Origin of the sequence: Blautia wexlerae DSM 19850 (assembly GCF_025148125.1) — a bacterium.
Lineage (GTDB): Bacteria > Bacillota > Clostridia > Lachnospirales > Lachnospiraceae > Blautia_A > Blautia_A wexlerae.
The window spans coordinates 1,815,107-1,836,189 of the sequence record NZ_CP102267.1 but is presented as its reverse complement, the minus strand read 5'-3'; the positions used below and the strand labels follow the sequence as shown (position 1 = coordinate 1,836,189).

General features: G+C 38.9%; 21 protein-coding genes and 1 pseudogene. 2 read left to right on the top strand and 20 right to left on the bottom strand.

From position 1 onward, the window contains the following. Positions 1-41: 41 nt before the first annotated feature. A complete protein-coding gene (locus NQ550_RS08570; protein ID WP_025579992.1) occupies positions 42-3,365 on the top strand; it encodes a restriction endonuclease in 3,324 nt (1,107 codons plus the stop codon). Here the strand turns inward: NQ550_RS08570 and NQ550_RS08565 are convergent. Together NQ550_RS08565 and NQ550_RS08560 are read right to left on the bottom strand one after the other, a co-directional pair. Continuing rightward, on the bottom strand, positions 3,355-4,464 hold the full coding sequence (locus NQ550_RS08565; protein ID WP_025579994.1) for a glycosyltransferase family 2 protein: 1,110 nt from the start codon (positions 4,462-4,464) through the stop codon (positions 3,355-3,357). The two genes, NQ550_RS08570 and NQ550_RS08565, sit on opposite strands and share 11 nt — an antisense overlap. Continuing rightward, positions 4,464-5,651 (bottom strand): CDP-glycerol glycerophosphotransferase family protein, encoded by a 1,188-nt coding sequence (locus NQ550_RS08560; protein WP_025579996.1) that lies wholly within the window; start codon positions 5,649-5,651, stop codon positions 4,464-4,466. Before NQ550_RS08560 ends, NQ550_RS08565 begins: the two co-directional genes overlap by 1 nt. A 238-nt stretch (positions 5,652-5,889) precedes the next feature. Between NQ550_RS08560 and NQ550_RS08555 the strand changes: the two genes are divergently transcribed. Beyond that, on the top strand, positions 5,890-6,108 hold the full coding sequence (locus NQ550_RS08555; RefSeq protein ID WP_147418325.1) for a hypothetical protein: 219 nt from the start codon (positions 5,890-5,892) through the stop codon (positions 6,106-6,108). Between the two features lie 222 nt (positions 6,109-6,330). Here the strand turns inward: NQ550_RS08555 and NQ550_RS08550 are convergent, their stop codons facing one another. From NQ550_RS08550 to NQ550_RS08470, 18 genes and pseudogenes are all read right to left on the bottom strand, one after another. Further along, on the bottom strand, positions 6,331-7,929 hold the full coding sequence (locus tag NQ550_RS08550) for an AAA family ATPase (RefSeq protein ID WP_025579999.1): 1,599 nt from the start codon (positions 7,927-7,929) through the stop codon (positions 6,331-6,333). 278 nt (positions 7,930-8,207) lie between these two features. Then, the gene (locus NQ550_RS08545) at positions 8,208-8,885 is read right to left on the bottom strand and encodes a recombinase family protein (protein WP_025580000.1); all 678 of its coding nucleotides are present in this window, start codon (positions 8,883-8,885) and stop codon (positions 8,208-8,210) included. 17 nt (positions 8,886-8,902) lie between these two features. Further along, the gene (locus tag NQ550_RS08540) at positions 8,903-9,277 is read right to left on the bottom strand and encodes a hypothetical protein (RefSeq protein WP_025580002.1); all 375 of its coding nucleotides are present in this window, start codon (positions 9,275-9,277) and stop codon (positions 8,903-8,905) included. 62 nt (positions 9,278-9,339) lie between these two features. Further along, a complete protein-coding gene (locus NQ550_RS08535) occupies positions 9,340-9,789 on the bottom strand; it encodes a phage holin family protein (RefSeq protein ID WP_025580004.1) in 450 nt (149 codons plus the stop codon). A gap of 397 nt (positions 9,790-10,186) precedes the next feature. Further along, on the bottom strand, positions 10,187-10,426 hold the full coding sequence (locus NQ550_RS08530) for a hypothetical protein (protein WP_025580006.1): 240 nt from the start codon (positions 10,424-10,426) through the stop codon (positions 10,187-10,189). Then, positions 10,426-10,635, bottom strand: a complete 210-nt coding sequence (locus NQ550_RS08525) for a hypothetical protein (protein ID WP_044996666.1) — start codon at positions 10,633-10,635, stop codon at positions 10,426-10,428. Before NQ550_RS08525 ends, NQ550_RS08530 begins: the two co-directional genes overlap by 1 nt. Before the next feature lie 190 nt (positions 10,636-10,825). Next, entirely contained in the window at positions 10,826-13,882 is a 3,057-nt protein-coding gene (locus NQ550_RS08520) for an AAA family ATPase (RefSeq protein WP_025580008.1), read from the bottom strand. Between the two features lie 61 nt (positions 13,883-13,943). Continuing rightward, positions 13,944-14,342 (bottom strand): hypothetical protein, encoded by a 399-nt coding sequence (locus NQ550_RS08515; RefSeq protein ID WP_025580010.1) that lies wholly within the window; start codon positions 14,340-14,342, stop codon positions 13,944-13,946. 60 nt (positions 14,343-14,402) lie between these two features. Then, a complete protein-coding gene (locus NQ550_RS08510) occupies positions 14,403-15,176 on the bottom strand; it encodes a hypothetical protein (protein WP_025580012.1) in 774 nt (257 codons plus the stop codon). 160 nt (positions 15,177-15,336) lie between these two features. Next, positions 15,337-15,561, bottom strand: coding sequence for a VOC family protein (locus NQ550_RS08505; protein ID WP_025580014.1), 225 nt, complete (start codon positions 15,559-15,561; stop codon positions 15,337-15,339). A gap of 44 nt (positions 15,562-15,605) precedes the next feature. Beyond that, positions 15,606-16,847, bottom strand: coding sequence for a hypothetical protein (locus tag NQ550_RS08500; RefSeq protein ID WP_147418324.1), 1,242 nt, complete (start codon positions 16,845-16,847; stop codon positions 15,606-15,608). Then, positions 16,789-16,935 (bottom strand): annotated as a pseudogene (locus NQ550_RS08495) (nucleotidyltransferase); the annotation flags it as partial. The gene NQ550_RS08500 and the pseudogene NQ550_RS08495, both read right to left, overlap by 59 nt. A 3-nt stretch (positions 16,936-16,938) precedes the next feature. Next, on the bottom strand, positions 16,939-17,043 hold the full coding sequence (locus tag NQ550_RS22815; RefSeq protein ID WP_416386860.1) for a hypothetical protein: 105 nt from the start codon (positions 17,041-17,043) through the stop codon (positions 16,939-16,941). 8 nt (positions 17,044-17,051) lie between these two features. Continuing rightward, positions 17,052-17,465, bottom strand: a complete 414-nt coding sequence (locus tag NQ550_RS08490) for a VanZ family protein (RefSeq protein ID WP_259839800.1) — start codon at positions 17,463-17,465, stop codon at positions 17,052-17,054. Further along, positions 17,462-18,628: a hypothetical protein gene (locus NQ550_RS08485; protein ID WP_259839798.1), complete on the bottom strand. Its 1,167-nt coding sequence runs from the start codon at positions 18,626-18,628 to the stop codon at positions 17,462-17,464. The genes NQ550_RS08490 and NQ550_RS08485 overlap by 4 nt, the downstream gene beginning before the upstream one ends. Continuing rightward, the gene (locus NQ550_RS08480) at positions 18,622-18,849 is read right to left on the bottom strand and encodes a hypothetical protein (RefSeq protein ID WP_259839796.1); all 228 of its coding nucleotides are present in this window, start codon (positions 18,847-18,849) and stop codon (positions 18,622-18,624) included. The genes NQ550_RS08485 and NQ550_RS08480 overlap by 7 nt, the downstream gene beginning before the upstream one ends. A gap of 398 nt (positions 18,850-19,247) precedes the next feature. Further along, positions 19,248-19,442 (bottom strand): hypothetical protein, encoded by a 195-nt coding sequence (locus tag NQ550_RS08475; RefSeq protein ID WP_119242000.1) that lies wholly within the window; start codon positions 19,440-19,442, stop codon positions 19,248-19,250. A gap of 303 nt (positions 19,443-19,745) precedes the next feature. After that, entirely contained in the window at positions 19,746-21,026 is a 1,281-nt protein-coding gene (locus NQ550_RS08470) for an IS4 family transposase (RefSeq protein WP_259839790.1), read from the bottom strand. Positions 21,027-21,083 lie beyond the last annotated feature (57 nt).

Below are 21,083 nucleotides of genomic sequence, written 5' to 3'. Positions count from 1 at the left end.
AATTAGCAGTTATCCATTACTTCCTATGGAGATGAATACAAATGAACATCCAGCAATATATACACAGCCTTACAGACGAGGAGTTTGAACAGCTTTGCACGGAATACCTGACCTTGCATTATAAAAACAAAAATATTACCATACACGGTACGCGTTTGAAAAAAGATGGTGGAAAAGACATTGTAGGAACTGCACAGGATGTCCCCTATGAAATATGGGCTGAATGCAAGAGGCACAATCGTGCCCTTGGTCTTGAGAAAATATCTAAAAATGTTATTTTGGTTATTTCAAAAGGAATTAATGAGCTGATTTATTTCTCTACAAGTGATATTACCAGAAATGCGGTTAAACATGTTTCCATAGTTGCTGCCAAGCATAATTTTTCTGTCACTTTCATATATGGGAACCGTCTGTATCAGGAATTATCAATTCTTCCACGTTTTCAATATGGTTTTGAAAAATCAAATGAAATAATAAAAAATGATTTAAGAATATCTCGTTTTTTTAGTGTATTTGAAGATACGGAAAAATATACAGAAGAATCGGAACTCGTATTGCAACGAGATAATATTTTTTACATTGATATTTATCTGACTAATTTGTATAGTGCAACTGTTTCAGATGTAACCTGCACATTACCGAAAATGGCAGATATTATATTTCATGTTCCTGAAATCCACAATTGTTTTAATATGCTGCAGGGAAGTAACCGTGTTATACAAATACGCGCTGAAGTATTAAGCTCTTACACCGTGAAGCATATACCCGCACTTACTTTAAAATATAAGTGCAATGGTCATACATATTCCAAAAAAGTTCCCGGAGGATTTATAGATCCAACAAAACTCATCTACTATCCATTGGTAGGAGAGAATGTACAGAATTTCTTAAGCAGTAAAATTCTTCCGCTTCTGAAGGGCAACGGATTCAGCCCAATTTATATGCTTAATATAACTGGGAAATCAGGAACAGGAAAAACACGGCTATTGTCTGAAATAATAAATTCTGCTAAAAGTTATAATTTTCAGACGTTATATTGCGATGCAAAAAAACAAAACGGATTTGAAATTTTAAGAGAATTTTTATGTGCTTGTCTGGGGTTACCTTATGGCACTGGAAATATCAGCTGCACATTAGATGATTTTTCTAAAATAATCAAGCAATATTATGGGAACTCAAAAGTAAGTGAGGCAGTTTTTTCTTTTGTATTTCATAAGAAATTAGATCCTGATATCTTATATTATCTGAAAGAGGCACTTCTTTTCTTCTCTTGTAATATAGTAGGCGGAGTTTCTTTAATTTGGACAATAGACAATTTACAATGTCTGGATAAAGAAACTCTGGATATCATATATTTCCTGATTGCACATTTACAGGAATGTTTTCCTGAAATGATTTTTTCTTTAGGCACAAATACAGAAATTGTGCCTCTTGACTCTCAGGGATTTGTAAATGAATTTTTGGCTAAAATAAACGAATACGAAGACGTGGCTTCGTATGTGTATACTTGCGGTGAAATGCAGAACAATGATGCGAAAACATTGTATTATCATGCTATTCCCAATTTGCAAGGGTTTGATTATTTTACGCGCCTGCTATTAAACAAAAGCGGAAAACGACCATTTGATATTATTATGCTGATTCACTGGTTTTATGACCAGAATTTAATTAATATATCAACACATAATATGGTGATTCCTTCAAAAAAAGAAGAAATTGAAAACTTTATAAATAAAGTACCTGTAAAAAGCAAGGAAATTATCGATCAACGCTTCCAACTGCAAATGCATAAAAAATTCTCTTTTGATACCACATTGGGATATTTCGATGCATTTAAAGTTGTTGTGAAGTCAATATTGTATTTTGGAGGAGAAACACCTGTTGATTTTTTGGCTAGTTTAAATATAGACGGTGATATGTTATTTGAATTAAGTCAATCTTTATTTTTTAAGTACATGGATAAATACCCTAAAATTGTATTTTACCATGACAATATTTACAGATATTTTGAAGGGTACCAATTTTATCAGAATGACCGCTCGCTTTCTCTGAAAATTATTAAGTGGCTAAATGAAAATGCCTGGTACAAATCCAACCTTAGGACAACAGCAATTTTTGACTGTTATATACGCGCTTCCGAATATGAAGAAGCTGTCAGGTTTGGAATATCTTCTATCTCAAGCGAATGTGACAAAAGAAATTTTCAGGCAGTCATACATATTGGCACAGAGCTATTAAAAGATGTTCCGAAAACTCAGGATGCTTCCGAAGAATCAGTGCCTAACCCCTTTGCAGAATTTATGGATGCAGGAGCAAAATTTCATGTCTACTATGCAGTGGCAGACGCATACAGAATTTATCAGGATTTGTCTCAAAGCGTATATTATTATAAGAAAGCCTATAAAATATTGCAGCAATACAGTATTTCGGAATTTACGTCCATTGATACCTGCCGTTTCTTTCACAGGTACTCAAATGCCTGTATTTCAGCAGCGGATTATGACGATGCATTAATCGTCTTAGATTATTTCAAGAAGTATAAAGGACGGAATAACTTTTATGATTTCATTATGTACAATCGGTATTCTGTCGTATATTTAGCGATAAATGATATAGAAAACGCATTATTGTCAATTGATGAATCATTAAAAATAGCGAAAGAATGTAAAGAACCACAGTGGGAAAGTGTCTCTTATTCAGACAAAGCTTATATTTATTATCGTGCCTATGAAGATAAGGAAAATACAATTCTATATTTTAGCAAAGCGGTAGAAAAACACATTTCTGAAAAAGCAACCATCAATCGAAGTGCTGAAATTCTTGCGCAGGAAGCTTTTGTGGATTTACTAACAGATAAGCTGGAGGATGCAGAGTATCTGGCAGATTTGGCACTGAACCGTGCACTTGAAATTAATGGAACAGCAATGGAAATAAAAAGCAGAAATTTATTAGGAATTATTCAATATTTCAGTAATAAAGCTGAAGCTGCATTTTCCACATGGCAAAAGGATCTTGTAATTTCCGCTCAAAGGGTGAATAAAGATGGAATAGTAAAGCTGCATACAAATTTAGGCGCTGCCTACATTCTGCAAAGTAAATATGTGCCAGCTAAGGAAGAACTTGAACAGGCATATGCTCTTTATCAAAAATTCAAGGTCTCCCCGATAACACACAAGCCGCTAATCTACAATTTGCTATTCATTTATAATATTTTGGGGGATACATCAAAAAGAGATAAGCTGTTTGAAAAGGCTTATTTCGATAATCTCTCTTCTTACTACAACCAGCTTATCTCTGGGAGCGAAAACATCTTGACAGACGGCTATTGGCCTTTACAGTTTAAACATGTATTCTTTAACTATTAGTTTCCAGGGAATCTGATCCGTACATCAGGTTCCCGTTTTTATCAAAAATAATATCCTCTTCATTACGATTTGTAAACCAATAGTAGTTATCCAGCAATAATCTGTAATCATCTGCAAAATATACAATAGGAATATTTAATCGGCATATATCCCAGGTTACATTTTCCTGCAAAATAATGTGTGTGGCGCCGGTAACATTTTTTATATCTAAAAATTGCAAAATGGAAATGTCAAACAATTGTGTGAACAGCTTTATGTATTTATCACGGTATAACGAATTACTAAAACTTACAACAATGACACTTTTTTGCGATATTTTTTTATAATTTGCTTCCATCCAGAGCTCTTTTAAATAGTTTTCAGCATTGCATAATTGATATAATTCATCGCCCCATTTTTTGAATAAATATGCTTTTACATCTTGTCTAAAAGGTACTGTCCGAATAGGTCCTGAAATCTGTCCACGGTGAAAAACTTTGGCGTTTGCGCACATTCTGTTTGTATAGCCAGCTTTTCGAACACGAAAGGCCAGGTCTACATCGCAATGAATGTTCATGCACATTTCATCCTGTCCGCCAAGTTCCTGGTATAAATTATGATTCATCATCATGCAGCCAGAAGACACAAGAGGAACATCATGGTCTTTTTGGGAGAATGCAGAAGGCTTTCCATGGCGAAGAAACAACAGAATATCAATTTCATAAATTCCCATACCATATCCAAATAAGTTTCCGGAATCTGTTTCATAGATTGTCGCGGATACACATCCCTTTTCCCCTATATCTGCATATGTTTTTTTCATGTTTTGTAGCCAATTACCTGTTGGATAGATATCACAATCCATAAACAGCAATGTATCATACCGTGCGTGATCAACAGCATAATTACAGGCTGCTGCATACCCTTTATTTTCCGGCATATTTAATACCTGGACAGAATATTCATCCTCTAAAAAGTTAATATTCATGGTTGGATTGTCATTGACGACAATAATTTCATATATATCTTCTGCTTTTAATGCATCCTGCAGCAGATTGATACACATTTTTAAGGAAGACAATCCATTATAAAAAGTTATGATTGTTGAAAGACCTTGCATTATTCTTTTCCCTCCAGTACATTTTTTATTATATTTGCGACTGTTTTGGAAGCACGTCCGGTTTCGCACAGGCCATACTCTTTCTTCATCCAATCCAATGTATTTATTTCTTTTTGCGATACAGCTGCTGGAAGTTTATTTATAACTTCAGAAACTGTATATGCTTTTGGAAAAGGCAAAGCATTAAAATCCTGATTAAATCCTCTGTCCGAAAGATAATCCTCTAAATCTGGACAATATATCAGTATAGGTTTATTTAATAATGCGAAATCTGTAATAATACTGGAATAATCACTGATTAAAAAATCAGCTGCTATAAGTAATTCCTGTACATCTTCATAAGATGAAGCATTTATTACTTTTTCTGAATTCCCTGGCCAGCATTTGGGGTTATAAACATTTGTATGCATATGAATGACAAACGTCCACTTATTGCCTGTACAGTTTTCCAGTTCTGTCAATATTTGACTGGATGGTAGTGTGTATTGAGTAACTCCCATATCCGCTCGAAAAGTAGGCGCATATAATAATATTTTGTTGTCTTCATTAATTGATAGACAAGACTTTACTTTTTTAGCTATAGTATTACGATCTCCGTTTAACAATACATCCGTTCGCGGAAGTCCTTTTTGCAGTATCTTTCCTGAATACCACATATCTCTTCTTATAAGAAAGGTAGAAAAGTCACTATTAGACAAGAATAAATTTATCATTTTAGAATCATTTTTTGCACTATCAATATACCTCTTGGACAACTTATTTATTGCTGCACGTTCCATATTTTTCAGTCGAACACCACCATGCCATGTCTGGATATAATATTGATTTTTTCGCTTTCGAACATATCGTGACTTGCGGCGATTAGAAATCCATATTTGAGCTGTTACCTGTTCGTAAATTCCCCGGATCGAATGATATGGAACTTGACGTATGCAAGCTGGCATTTCAGGTGGATTTTCAAAATCGCATAGCCAGACTATGTTTGCCGTGCAATCTAATTTTAACAGTTGTTGAATAATATATTTGGGGCTATCACAATAACCGTGATTTTTGAAACATGAAACAACAATTTTCCTTTTTTGAACAGGAAATATTCTGAAAATATAAAATAGTAATTCTAAAATTTTATCCTGCATATACTCTATCTTTTTATTTTTGGTTTTTATAAATAGGCGATTTGATTTCATGTATACCATTCCTCTGAAAAAGAATATCCTTAATACAATTAGAGATAATGGATAACTGCTAATTATCTGCTATTCATTATACCAGATATTCCCAAGTTTTTCCATACTAACAAATACAGTACTAAAAAAATTGTTTTGATTTAGAGTATTTTCGGAAAAATGTTTGTAGTTGCAGCCTTTTCCTCAATTTGCTAGTGTGCTGGCATATTGATATTTAGCCAAATATTTCTGGCTGTTATTGCCGTTTTATGGTACAATAAAAGAAACGGCGGTGATATCCTATGGCAAGACCAAGGTATCCACAGATGATCTCTTGGTAGACAGCCTTCATCACTCTGTATCCACGGCAGACTCCGAACTCCACCGTCTGCTGCTGGACTGCAATGCTACCGAAGAGGAAATTCTCACAAGGACTGTAAAAGAGTTAAAGGCGATTTTATATGGATTAGGAATTTGAATTCTCAGGCGCACCGTCTGAACACAGCATAACTACAAAAGTTCAAACTACATAACAGAAAACTGCCCGCATAAGCGACACAGCGGCACCCTTGATTTTTCTTGGGTGCTGTCTGTGGTATAGCGGGCAGTATAAAAATAGCCCACCATGTAAGTTTCCTTCTCCGTAAAATCATTACGAAGTTGGATGCTCACATGGTGGGCTAAGATATTTTTGTACTATTTACATTTCGTATTTTTCAATCTTGCACTGATGTTCCTTAGTTTTCCTATCGTAGTTGATTCCTACAAGTAGGATATTTCCTTTGTATTCTTCCAGTGCAGTAACATATTTTTTATCTTTAATCTGGGAAATAGCACCTTCAGCACTCTTATCCCATTTCAGTTCTACAACCAATGCCGGCTTCTTTGAGGTTCGTTTGGGAATGAAAACCATATCAGCAAATCCTTCACCGGCAGGCAGTTCTCTTATGATTGTGTACTCCTTTGCTGCTGTGTAATACGCAAGCTGAATAATACTTGCCAGCGATACCTCATTGTTATACACAAGGCTGGAGCTGTTTTGCATATGAACATCCTGTAGCATTTTTGCTACTGCTGTTTCATTCATTGCAAGGGTCGCTTTTAGAAGTTTTTCTGAATTTTCGATTGCCTTGTAAACTTCATCCCAACCTCTATTTCTGATTGCAAGAACGAATGCACTGCGGACTTCTTCATTCGGAATAAATGCTTTTTCAGTTTTGCTGTCATAGGCAAGGTATCCCAGATGAATCAGTAAGGTCAAAACATCATCTGCACAGTGGAATGTGGTCATATCATTTTGGAAAGAACCTACTTCTATTTTGATTCTTGCTCCGCCCAGCATTTCCACAATTCTCTGCTTTAGGCCGTCAAAGTCCATTTCGATATAAACTTTGAGTGATTCATATGTTTCAGTTTGTGACCAATAATTTTGAAATTCTTCGTTATTGATTGCTTCCATTACAGAATTCGGACTGTATACATGACCAACCCGGTTCAAATAATAGCCATCATACCATTTCTTCATTTCTGTAAACGGCATATCATGCTCTTTGCAAAGCACTTTAACTTCTGCTTCCGTGAATCCAATATACTTTGCTATTCCTCCCGGTGAGGTCATGGTAAGTTCTCTAAAATTATTTAAAGCAGACTGTGTACCATATTTCTTGATTGGCAGAATACCTGTGATATATGCTAGTTTTACGAATCGATCAGCAGGGCCTCCCTTGAAAAGACTTCTTAGAAAATTAATATACTCAGACTGCAAAGCAAGATTTTCCTTATCTTCTCTAAATACACAATCCCACTCATCAATGATGATTATGAACTTTTTCTTAGTTTCTTGGTTGATATTCGCAAGTGTTGCCGCAACGGAATTTTCTTTTTCATTCACATATTGAGGATATTCCTGTCGAAGTTCTTTCAATATCTCGCTCTGTATATATCCTAATACAGTCGTGTTTTCTCCCTCTTGAATTTTTCCGATTGCAACGCCACGCATCCACTGAATATCAAGACTAATTACATCATACTTATTGAGATGCAGTTCAAACGATTTATCTTTTGCAATTTCAAGATTGCTAAAGACTTCACTGGAATCGCAACCTTTACTGTAATATGAAGTTAGCATTTGAGCAGCCAATGTTTTCCCGAATCTTCTCGGTCTGCTGGACGCAATCAAATGTTTTGCTTTTCCAATACAGCCATTCATATATGCAATCAAACCTGTTTTATCGACATAAATATCTGCTTGAACAAGTTCTGCAAATGTTTCATTCCCTGGATTTAAATAGAGTCCCATATTTGCACTCTCCTTTCCAGCTCGTCTGTCTCGCATAAACAGCCAAGCTGTTCGGTGCTTTACTCGGCGAAGAGTATAATACACCCATTATGTTTATAATTTACCACAACGACGCAAAAATAGCAAGCGAATTGCAAGTTTATATTCTGAACTGTCTGTAAATTCACAATTTATCAAACATCTTTATCAGTAATACACCACCCGATAACAGTCCGTGAGGAACTCCAAGAACTCCACCGACATAGTTTCCACAAAGTGCTTTCCATTTATTCTCTCGGCTACGGTTCTGCCTTTGCGGAACGCTCATCCGTGTAGGTGTAAAGCGGTGTGTTATAGCCGATTCTGAACATCGGCTCATTGCAGCCGTCCACCCCATAGGTCAGGTTTGTAAACGGGGAAGCATTGTTTGCCCGGCGCTTCTTTTCTTTTTTATCCCTGGCTTCTTCTCCTCCCAAAAGCATCATCTGTGCCTGATTCCAGGTATGCCGGTCAATGATTGCTACATGATGGTCTGTCACATAATACTTTGGTGCATCTCCTTCGTTGATACTGACTTCATGGGTCAGGAAGTTTTTTGTGACAGTTTTCTGGCTTTCGCAGTCACCCACATACTTTTCATTTCGGAGGATAAACAGCACTGCGTCTGCCCTCCAGATGCTGCCCCGCACTGTTTTCTTCCCCATCGCATTGAGTTCCTTGGCGATGGCAGTTGCGGATACACCGCACACATAGCGTTCAAAAATGTATCGAACAATCTCTGCCTGCTTCGGGTTGATGACCCATTCCCCGTTCTCTCCCTTGTCATATCCCAGCATCCGGCTTAAGTCCACCATTGCCTCACCCCGCTGGAATTTCTTCTGGATGGACCAGCGGATGTTATCCGAGATGGATCTGCTTTCATCCTGTGCCAAAGCGGAAAGGATGGTAAGGATCAGCTTAGTGCATCCAAACGACACACTGCCAAGGCAATTCCTTATGGAATTAACAGCACAAAACCAACAGAAAGGACGTTATCCTTCATACCATTCAGCATCTTGATCTCTTCATAGCGGCTTTCAGCTCCAAGCGTTTTCAGCTCACCATACCCAATCGTTGCCGTATTCCCGTCATTTTCATATTCGGAGGGAGCTTCTTCCCGCTCCGGCGGCAGATCTGCGTCATTGTTTCCGCCACCATTTTCTGGTTCTTCATTGTCAGCATCCCCCGGCTTGTCCACACTGCTATCTCCGGCATCATTGGCACTGTCATCCTCCGGGACATCATCCAGATAGAGAACGCCCCTTACATACACAGGCTTCCCGAATGGATTTTCGTCCGGACTTGTTAAAACAGCTTTTGTCAGGCTCATCTCGATTCCTCCTTAATTTCGGAGCGGCGCAGAAAACCGTCTCCACGCCGCCCCATTTTTACTTACTCCTCAGTTTTGTTGTCATCTTCCGGCTTTTCATCCTTACCCGGCAGCTTCTTTTCATCGGAAAGCTGGATGAGCATATCCCGCAGTTTTGCAGGGATAGGGATTCCGATCGCTGCGGAATTTTCCAGAATGCTGATTCCCTCATTCGCCAGATAGAAGAAAATCACTGCCGTGCAAATCGCCGTTCCGTTCTGAAGAACCTGCGTATCCAGGATATTGGCAATACCCACGAGAACGAAGATGCACACCTTCTTTGCGATGCCCTTAAAGCCCACCGCACTGGAAAGCTCCTTCTTCACGCCTGCTGCTAAAATCCCTGTAAAGTAGTCCATCACCACAAAGATGATGAGTGCGTAGAGGAAACCGTCAAGGTCACCGAAGAACCATCCCAGAAAACCATCCAGAGCTGCAAAAGTCAGCTCAATCTTGTCAATTACATTCTGCATATTACTGTCCTTTCCGCCTTTTAAGGCATAAAAATAGACAAGGCCGTTTTTAGATCAAAGATAAATGTGTACTTATATATAAAACACAGTCCCTTCCTGTGCGCATCAGGAAAAGGCTGTGGAAAATTATTTGCCAAAAGCATGGATTACCGCACCAACAACACACTCGCCGATTCTCACATCGACAAGTATTGCCATATAACGACAAAAAGCCGGAACAAAATGCTATGATCTGCATTGATTCTCAATACATCACATAAACATTTCGCTCCGGCTCATGCTCGTTACTTTATTGGTAGTGCGGCATCGCTCAGTTGGCGACAAGATATATATTCTTTTTTCGTTATCCTCACAGGTCTGACAGCCTACATACTTGTAGAGGTGACTGTCTAGCTTTCTATGATTCTATATTTGCTTCTGTAAGCGGCGTTTCATTCCGAATGCTTCCATCCTGAAAATAGATTGTTACCATCTTTATCGGCTGATTATAAACTCCTTCTGTAAATTCAAGCGATGTCATATAATCATCTTTCTTTTTGTGGGTCACTTTTGCCACCGGACAGCCTTTTAATTCTGCTCGGTTCCCCACGTGAAGTTTATTGTGCTTAGTTCTGATTTCGTTTGATTTTTTCTCCATTAACAGCCCTCCCATTCCTGTTTAAGTCGAATAAATTCTCCCATTGTTTCTACAAACTCATCTTGAATTTCTTCAAGCTCTGCTTGTAGTTTGCTGTTTTCACACATCAAGACCTCTAAATCTAAATCTGTCACACCTATCTCAAGGTCATATTCTTCTGAAACATACGCACTGGGACTAAGACGGCAGCCATTTTCTTCGGCTTCCATCGGGGTTATCAAGCAAGACACATCTCGCAGAATTTATGATATGTTCATAATGTACATTATTGTGTAGGATAAAAAAGCACCCACAGTTCAAGCCGTAACCTAAACCATGGGTGTTCTCCTCTGGCTCAAGTAGCTTTCACTACTCAAATTATGCCAGAAACCTATTCATTTGTCTGTGATAAAACGTGTGCTATTTTTCTTCTCGGTTTGTTAAGAAATTATGAACATATTCTACGGTAGCAGGTTCATCTTTAATCTGCTCCATTAACATTTCTCTCAATTCTATCTCTTCTTCAGACTCCGCATCTATGATGCAGAAAAGATTATTACACAACTGGAATTTTGCTTCTGTGTCGTTCGCCTTATACTTAACCAATATTTCAAGCAATTCTTTAAATTTCTGAATTCCTTCCTCCGGTTTGTCTAACAGTAGCAGGCACGCTGCTACGCTGTCAAGTACATCAACCTCCACATAAAAATCTTCCGCATTAAACTTTTCAGCTAATACATAATGTTCAAGAGCGTCCGCTGCATTATTCTCACTAAAGAAAATATCCGCAATTTCCTGATGTGCAAGGGCCAGTTTTCTATTTCCATCCTCAGACATTTCAGACCAGATATTGATGCATTTCAGATACTGAGCCTTCGCCTTCTCATCTTCGTCTTGATCGTGTAAGCAACGTGCATAGTTGAACAAAAAGTCTGCAACATCCGGAAGATAATCCGAACTCATTTGCTCAGAGGTTGTAATAATATACTCAAAAATATCGTCTGCATCCTGATGCTTTCCCTGTTCCCATACAACCAATGCTTTTGTGTTCAGGCTTCTCATTCGTGTGATGCTGTATTCCGCAAACAATTCTTCCTCGATACTTCGTGCCATCTCATTGTATTTTAACGCCTTGTCATAATCTCCTGCTATGTACCAAAAATATGCGAAGTCATGGTATATAACTGCTGTGTCTGCGTGGTGATTCCCCAGTTTTTCTTTTCTGAACTTGATTACCTTCATGAACGCATCATAGCCCTCTTGCACATAAGTAGTTCCAAATCCAGCATTCATCAACTCTGTACAAATTGCCGCCAAAGTACTGTAGCAAATAATCTGATCCGAATCATTAGCATCCTCATCCTCTGCATTTATGGCTCGTTTGATATAATCATAAGCTTCAAAGAAATCTCCGGCATCTACTAACATCCTCGCCATATTACTACAAGCCGTTGAAATGTCTTTGTTCCTTGTTTCACCTTCGCTCTTTTCCGCTGCATCAATACATTTTTCAAAATAACCGCGAGACTTTTTGTAATCACCCCGTATCTGATATAAAATGCCATATTGAGAATTCAAAATCTCCCTGTCTTCCTGCGGCGAATTATTCTCATCAAACAGTTCTTCTATCGCTTCAAGCACAGCAGAAGCTTCCTCAGCCCGATCAAATTGGAGAAGAAGATCAGCCTTATTCCGATAGCTATATGCCAGATCTGATACAGAAAATTTTGAGGTATCTTTCTGTATCTCTATAACAGTATCAATTAACTTTTCACAGAGCGAATAGTTACTACAGGCAAAACACACATGAAATAAACTGCTCAAAAAATCAGTGTCTTCTTCCTCACCCCAATGATTTTCCATTATGTCCGCAACAGACCATGAAAACGGAATCAGATAGGCTTTTTCATACTCTTTGCCAAACACCGGACCGGTATTTAGTTCTTCTGACAATATGGAGACAAAAGGTCTGGACAAGCTGTATAACTGCTCTTTCTGCTGTTCCCGAACCGCAGCCGCAATCACAGAATGCATCCAGTAAATATGTTTTCTGCCGTTAATGACATGCTCCAGCATACCCATATTATATAATCCGAGCAGACGGCTGTTTTTTTTTATATTAAACCATTTCTTCGCTTTGGGAAAATCAAACTGAAGGTTCGGAATAAGCGAAATAAAAGTAAGAACACGCTTATCCTCTTCACTGTAATTCACAAGAGAAAACAGGATACACATCTGTCTGATGATCGTTTCATCGTTCTGCATTTTTTCGTGTTCACAGGAGACATCTTCCTCACTCAATTTAAAACCACACTCTACCAGCTTTGCATACAGTTCATGCAAAGAAAGTTCTTCCAAATATGCCACTTTAGCGAGAAAGACAATCATAATAGTCAGTTTTGCAGTCAAATCAATAATATCATTCAGCACTTCGTTATCACGCTCTGCATACTGATAATGTTGATAAAATAAATCACGGCACTGTGCCATTTTCAATGGCGGAAGATACATGATACGATTAAATCCCCGCAGTATTTTCTGTCTGCTGGTTATGAGAACACGGCACGGAAGCATACTTAGTTTTCCAAGGAATTCGTCATTCCCGATGTTCTCAATATTGTCGATTACAAAAAGCAATCTTCCTTTGCTGTCGGCACACAAATCCTGCACAGCCTGCCACACATCTTCTAAATCACACTTCAAATGAAGTGCCTGTTTCATAGAAAGACAGATGTCATGGTTGTCATAAGGAATCCACGCAATTTTTTCAATTTGGCTTTCTTCTGTTGGAGTGTTCTGCAGCTTATTCAGGAATTGTTGAACCACTACTGTTTTACCAAGACCTCCGACACCGGTGACCATCAGCTTACCGTCACCCTCAACGATTTCCTGATAGACTTCGTTTATTTCATCTATTCTGCCAACCAGCCTGTCAACCGCTGCATTCGGAATATTTGTAATAAACTTAGGATAGGACAGCAACGGCTGTTCTTCTCCCAAACGCATAAAGTCAATATTTAAAACCGTATGTTTCCCTTTGGAAGAAGCATAATCCGCATGATTTAGAAAAATCAAAACTGCCGCAACTGCTCTGGAAATCTGATATGGTGTATCGTCATTAAAACTACTTTTGATAGTTCTACCGGTTTCTTCGGATACTTGTTCACATTGTTCAAGCAGCTTATTGGCTACATCAACAGGAGAATTAATATTTGTAAGGCAGACCCGCTCAATATCACGGCGAAACTTTTCAAATCCTTCCGGCGTATGAAGTTTCTTTACCGCTCTTAAGTGAATCGTCTGATTCCCTGATGTTATTTTACGGATTGAGTCATTATCATACAGAGCATCCCCACTCATGACGTAAATCGCCTGAAATAACTGCCGATACAGCTCTTCTTTTTGAAAAATGCCAAGTGATTCCTTTACCAAGTCATACAGAATATTAAAAGCGTTATAAAAATATTTTGTCTTCATCGTTTCATCCATCCTTTATCGTAAAAGGTCTGCCTTTAGTATATCATAAAAACTGTTTATGTCAGTGCTTTATTTTTTCTATCACCCCACACAATTCCATCACAACCCTTGCTCCCAGCTTCATGCCTTCTATATATGCAGCCTTTTCATACTCTGAAACCGCCACATTCACCTTCGCTTCTATGCTGGCTGCTTCCTCACTCCAGACTTCCTTATCATATCCAAGTGCTTCGGTCAGCTCATCCATAAAAGCTGTGTATGACTTCCTGACTGTTTCGTTCTCCACGAGGTTTGTTTCTGTGTATTGGAAGTACAGAAACTCGGCAATGGAATCTATATCTCCAAAATATCTGGGCGGATGGTTTAACAAATGAGTGCGGAAAATATCCAAAATCTGCTCTGCTGTGTCCGTGTGGACAATACCGGAGCGATATATTTTATTAGTTTTTTCTCTCATCATAACAATCACCTTCCTCTTTTTTGTATGGTGATGTTACCTCTGAACCCGCCGTTCAGCAAGTCATTTCTCCGCTACAATTGTATTTTGTGAGGTACTCTCCTGCCACCTTTTATTTATCACCCCAAGCCGCACAAACACTGGATACAGATACGATGCGCCGAACACGCCCAGTTTCTTCGGTCCAGTCGCCTTCTCTCCCAGCTCCAGTGCCTTCTGAAAAGCAATATCCACTGTGGATCTCGTGATACTCTTTTCCTTCCGGGTAAAAAACAGTTCGCCGCCCTTCACCTTATATGTAAAACTCAGTCCTTTGCTCGTCTTGAAAGGATAGCCCTGAAATGCCACAATCGCATTCCACAAATTATCTGCGGATGGTTCCTCTGCCATTTCTGCTACAGCTTTCTTCCTCTCCCGGTACAACTTCTCCCGATCAGCACCAACGCTGCTCTCCTTCATTTTGTAAATGATTTTCGTGTACGGAAGGTATGAGTTCACGGAAGCCCGAGAACGTTCCAGTGTGGACATAATCTCCTCCACACTCTTCCCCTCTTTCCACAATGAAAGCACTTCATCCACTGTGGCTGATTCATATATCTTTTTACCTTGCACTTCCCCGGCTGTGATGAGCAGCTTGCGGACTTTTAAGGGATTCAACCCACAATCAAGTTCATCCACGATTGCCTGGAGAGATGGGTGGTTCCCGTACTCATCCAGAGCTTCATATACCCCAACAACCGCTGCCAGAAGTTCTTCCGTAATTTCTTCTCTATCATAATCCGGCTTCTTCTTCGGCTTCCCGGCATGCCAGGTTCTGTTCGCTTTTTCCACACTCATCTTTATCACTTCATCTTTCTAAATCGTAACTATCTATATATAAGTCTTCAAAGAGAAGCCGATTTCTCATCGGCTGTCTCTTACGTGACAGTGACAGGATTCCCATAATACACACCCCCTATTCTTTTGGGTAGTATGATTCATTTTCGACTATCTTTTCTCACATCTTCGCCGCTTCCGGATGTGATACTCTGGCAGGTGGATTGGACACACCGAAGATTTCCAGTTCTATATTTCCACATTGCAAATCCGATTTCCAGTCATTTCTTTCCGGGCGATAGTTCTCCCGGATGACAGAAAAACCTAGCTTGTTGACATAGAAATCTTTTGAACGGTTGTAATCTGATACTATAATTGCTATGTGATGAATTGCTGTTAATTGCATAAATCTGATACCTCCCACAAGTTACCATCTAACAGTAACCCCACTTAGTCCTTCTTCATTTGTTTCGAATAATATTTACTGTCAAAATCGCTCTTTTTAATCGTATTATTTCTATAATCTGCGACTAATTGCATTAACTTATCCTGCGGTACACTCATTCCCTTTCCCAGAACAAACAGGTTAAAATGCTTAATCTTCTTTCGCTGCAACTTATCTATACTTTTTGTCAGGGCAGGATGAAGAACATAAATGCAATCATTATTTACATTTAACAAATCATTTCCTGTAATATAAGTTACTTTTGTAGAGTCTAAAAATTCCTGTGTAACATACCCTTCTCTGTTTAATGACGTTGGTATTATTCCTAGCATTCCCAGCTTGTACAACATTGAAAAAGGATGATGAATCGCATCACACTTCTTGCAATTTCCTTTACATCTGGATAAACCATTGAATTTTTTGCATACATCGTGAACATCTCGTATAAACATCAAGTTTCTATCAAACAAACTCAGCAACCGTTTGAAATTATTAGTCTGTGCCCAGAAGTTCGGTAACATACTAATCTTCTCGTAATAATAACAAACATTTCCAGATGCAAGAGAAGGGTCATTATTAAATGCAAGTTCGGCTGCCGTTTCCTCAATCAACTCCTTAACCTTTTCCCCTCGACCAAGAACTGTAGCTATTTTTTTAATCTCAGGCATATGTTCTGTTAATACTCTTCCATACTCCTGAATGTCATGAGCTCTGTCAAAAGAATGACGGAAAATACTGTCAAATACAGATTCACTAAGTGCCAGATTATACGGATGACACAGGGTTTTAACGCCCACAAATGCTTCTTCTTCCATGCCATCCATCTTCGCCAATGATGGTTCAAATAAATAATCTGGATCCTGGTTTCCAATGCACTCATAAAAAATTTTTCTCTGCTCTTCCTTTGAATAATACAATTCAACATAATTGTTCAATGTTTTCTTGCTGTTTTGTCCAAGCAAATTTTCTTCACACGCAAATGCTTCTTTTCGAATCGTATAGTTCACTTCTATTGTACTTTGAAAATCTGTTTTTATTTGCGATGCCGCAACTAGCAGTCCCAATTGAAGATACTGCCAGATATTAACATGCCGATATTTATCATTATCTTTTGAATAAATACGTAAGCTAATATTTGCAGGTACAGTATATGTTTCACACCCATAACAGCAGTTAAACTTACATACTCTTGTTAAATCCGGCTTCGATGGCATCATGGATGGAATAGTCCATAATAATCTCATCATGTAATCCCACCGGCTCCAATTGCTTGATTCCTCCGCCGAAGCGTGAGCCGATACCGGCTGCCATAATCAGTAATGTTGTGTTTTTCATATGCTATTTCCTCCATTTGAAAATCAATCGCCAAAATGTATATCCAGCCACACCACCCAGTACATTCATAATTACATCATCTGTCTGCAGATATCCCCGCTGTGTCACAAACTGTATCAGTTCAATGCCGCGCTGAGTCCAGTCAGCACCAGAACGGCTGTGCGAAATTCCCGCAGTCCTCTATGCAACATCGGAAGAAACACCCCTACGGGCAGGAACATAATCATATTCTCAATCTCATGCGCTCTGCTCTGCGCTGTTGTTCCCCAGGTGCTGAAAGGAATCAAATCAGCGGCAGTTCTGCTTCCCGGTTCTCGTGACAGCAGTGTGACCTGAAGCAAAACCGCTCCGTAAAATGCCAGAAACATACTCTTACCTAGCAGCGAAACATAGTTGCTCCGCTTTTCCTTGTCCATGATTCGACTGTGGTTTAATACTGTTAAAGCCAGGGCAGTACAAACTGCAGCCGCCAATCCATATTTCAGATATGGAAATGTATCGCAGATATCATGCAAAATAATCTCTATCATTCCGTGTCCTCTGCCAATACTTCAACCTTGATTTTCCCCACTACCGCATCCGGAAACTGCCGACACTGATAAGCCACTTTTATATCCGCTTCTCCCACTTTCTTCGGAATCATATAAATCTTTTTAAATTCAACCATTCTTCCTTGCAGCAGCTTGTCCAAATGCAGTACAACATCTCCATCTTCCACTCTACGGTAAAAATCTTTGTTAAATGGTGTAAGCAGCGACACCGGAACATTCATCAGCTCTGACGGATACGCCAAACCGGAAGCTAAAAATACCCTGCTTGCACAGTCAAACGCATTCTGCATCTCAAGGGACGGTATCTTATGGATGGCTTTCTTCTGTCTGGCCGCATGGAACGGGTCTGAAATAGTGCTAAACTTCGAAAGAGATTCCCACTCATCCTCATCAATCACCCATACATTTTCTGGCTCGTCCATGTCCACATAGATTTCTTCCGCCATCGCCTTTCCATCATTGTGCAGCGTAATCTTTAACTCTACCGCATTTTCCATGCAAAGAGACATCTTCCATTTTCGCAGATATGTTTCCAAATCCTCTATATCCGGAATTCTCTTTTTAAATGCAGCTAATTCCTTTTCGCTTACCCAATTCTCCAAATCATTCGGAATCTTATGATTCAAGATATCTCTGGCATCCTGTTCGAATAGTTCAAAGGTCATTTCAGGCACATCGGGGTCTGTTACGGCAAAAGACATATTTTCATCCATATACTCCACATTATCCAGGACTGGAAACTTCGGCAGAATAAGCTGAATCTCATCCGCATCATTTATCTCTATCCACAGATTGGGACGCTTTTTATCCGTTTCTTCCTTCTCATTCGATGCCAGTTTCTTACAATCCGTCACAAACGGTTCATCCGTTATCACTGCTGTACGCAACTGATTCAGCAAAAGGTTCTTTAAGTCAGCGGCCCTTTTAAAAGTATGATACAATGCCTTATTTTCTACGGACTTTCGATATTCCTTTAGTTTTTCCAACTGTGTCCTGTCCGTATCCATCGGTATGTCTCTGTCGCAAAAATAAAGCATCACCGGTTTATTCGCTTTCAGATGATATTCAATCTCCTCCACCGTGCCACTGGCAAAACCTTCTGTCGGTGTCCCAAGCCTTGTCCAGAATATCGCAATCAGCATATCACTCCGCTCACAGAGTCATGATTCAGCGTCTCTTGTGGCGGACATCCCATACGGGCGGCAGAATCTTCTTCCCATCTCAATGGAAGAAACACGCATTTTCTCTCCGCTGTGTTATGACGATTCCACTCCGCCAAAGCCTCCACAACCTTTGTTCGTTCCTTCGCCACATCAGATGGAGAGGCAATCATTACATTATATACATTTGCTTTATATGACATTTTCAACCTCCCACGGGGAAAAACTCACTGATTTTAATAGTACCTGACTTGTCTATCACACACCACGCAGGGATTCCCCCTTGGATGACTGCCGCACAAATAGTGCGGCGAATATTTTATAAAACTTTTAAATTTTCTTTATAGAAAATTACCGATACCTGACCCCAATGTGCACATATCCATTTGATGTAGTTTAGACACTGCAACGACTTTTGTTACAGTCCAAAATTATTTTTATCGATATTTTATCATAAAAATGTCTGTTTGTTGTAAAATAAAAATGTCTTTCTTATCAAATAATTATATTTCAAAATAGCTTTTATATCTCATATAACATTTTATAAAAAAAGAAATGTTTTCCATTCCCTTATTTGCTTACGGAAAACGTTTCTTTTCATTTACTCTTCATAAAGATTTCCGTTCTCATCGATCCAGGTTCCGTCTCCGTTATTGTAAAGGACTCTGGATTCTTCATCGCCTTCATCTGCTGCTACAATTGATGCCACACCGGACGCAGTATTGAATCCACTGGTATATGGCACGCCTGCCCCGGTCGCAGGCAGATACAGTTTCGTATGAACAAGCCCTGCCAAAAGCGGTGTGGTAAGACCTGCATTCTGCCTGAGTTCCGGTATTCTGCGTATTTTTTCAGATGAATAATAAATCGTTTCTTTTAAGCAATTTTTCTAAACGTTTTTTGATTCGACCACATTGGGGTCAGACCCCAATGTGGTCAACCTAGCGTCAACTTAGGGGCATATTAGCGAATAGCCTCCAATGCAAACTACAAAACAAATCGGTTTATGCTAGAAAACAGTTGCTGTTTTGTTGGAAACTAGAAGATTTATAAAAATGACCGCACTTAAATAAGCCTATTGATGAATGCTGGCTCTATTTTAAAAAGAAGCTTTTTTATTTCGAAAATGTGAACGTCCCTTGGATTTCAATTTCTTCCTTGGAAACGACCTGCCGGGCAGGAGCTGTGATCTGCAGCGTACAGCATCTGTATATAACTGTTCAATAATTGAAAGCTCAAACAGTCCGCAGAGTATTTTGGGAACAATACTTTTGATCCGTCCAATGATAAATGCACGATTGGCCTGATAACGGAACTTATTTGTGCTTTTGGCAGAAATCTGTATTTCCTCATCTGCTTCATTTTTTATAAGGGAGGCCAGATTCGATAAAAGCATATTTATATAAAATTCCTGCTGTATAGACACTGCAGTAGCACCGGAAAACTCTTCCATGGCAAAGCGGCTTTTTAGTTCTTTGTACTTAAGTTCTACAGGCCATCTGTAGAAGTAAAGTTCCCGGAACATATCTTTTGTAACAGCAGGATCAAACAGGTTTGTTGCAAGATATTCTTTTGTGCCATCATCAAGCGGAATCTCAAGGACACGTATAGGTACATCGGAAGTACCTTCTTTTGAAGTTCCCTGAAGAATGGAAATCATATCACCATTGCATTTTTTAGATAAATTGATTCCCTCTTTCAGTCTCATAACACAGAGATGCCCATGCTCTACACAGTAGCGGAACATATCTTCTGAATAATAACCTCTGTCAAAAATAATAATACTGTTGTTATATAGTCCCATATCTTCAAGAACTTTAAGATGTTCTAATGCAGCTGCTCGTTCAGAGGAAAGAAATTTATGGATAGATGCATGAAGGATATAATCATCCAGAACATCATAAATTATGGAAGCCAGTCCCATGGTATAACGTCGGTTTGGATCAGGATAGTCGGACATTTCACCAAAGAAATCAAAAGTTGATTTTGAATTCGGAAGTTCGATCCTGGAACCATCTACTGCAAAAAGATGATAACCCTGCCACAGCTTTCTTGAAGGGATCTGGCTGTAAAACAGATCAACAGAAAGATAATAAAGTTCCTTAAACAGTGAAGGATTAATGAACTGTCTGGCTTTGGAAAGTGCCTGTTTTGAAACATCCGGAAAAGAAAGTGTGCCAAGTTCTTCTCTGATCTGTGAAAGATTCTGGAACATGGAAGCTTTTGAAGAAAAGAACAGATAAATAATAACTTGCAAAAGTGAAAGTTTTCTTCGCCGTACAAAATGTTTTTCCACCCGATGGGGTTCCAGTTTAACTTGATCTGTGATATAATCTTTAATGGATTGGACGATATTTTTACAAATATTAGTTCGATTCATATGGCATACCTCCTACGTATTGGAATAGATAAATATTTCGCCGGTAACGTAATATTG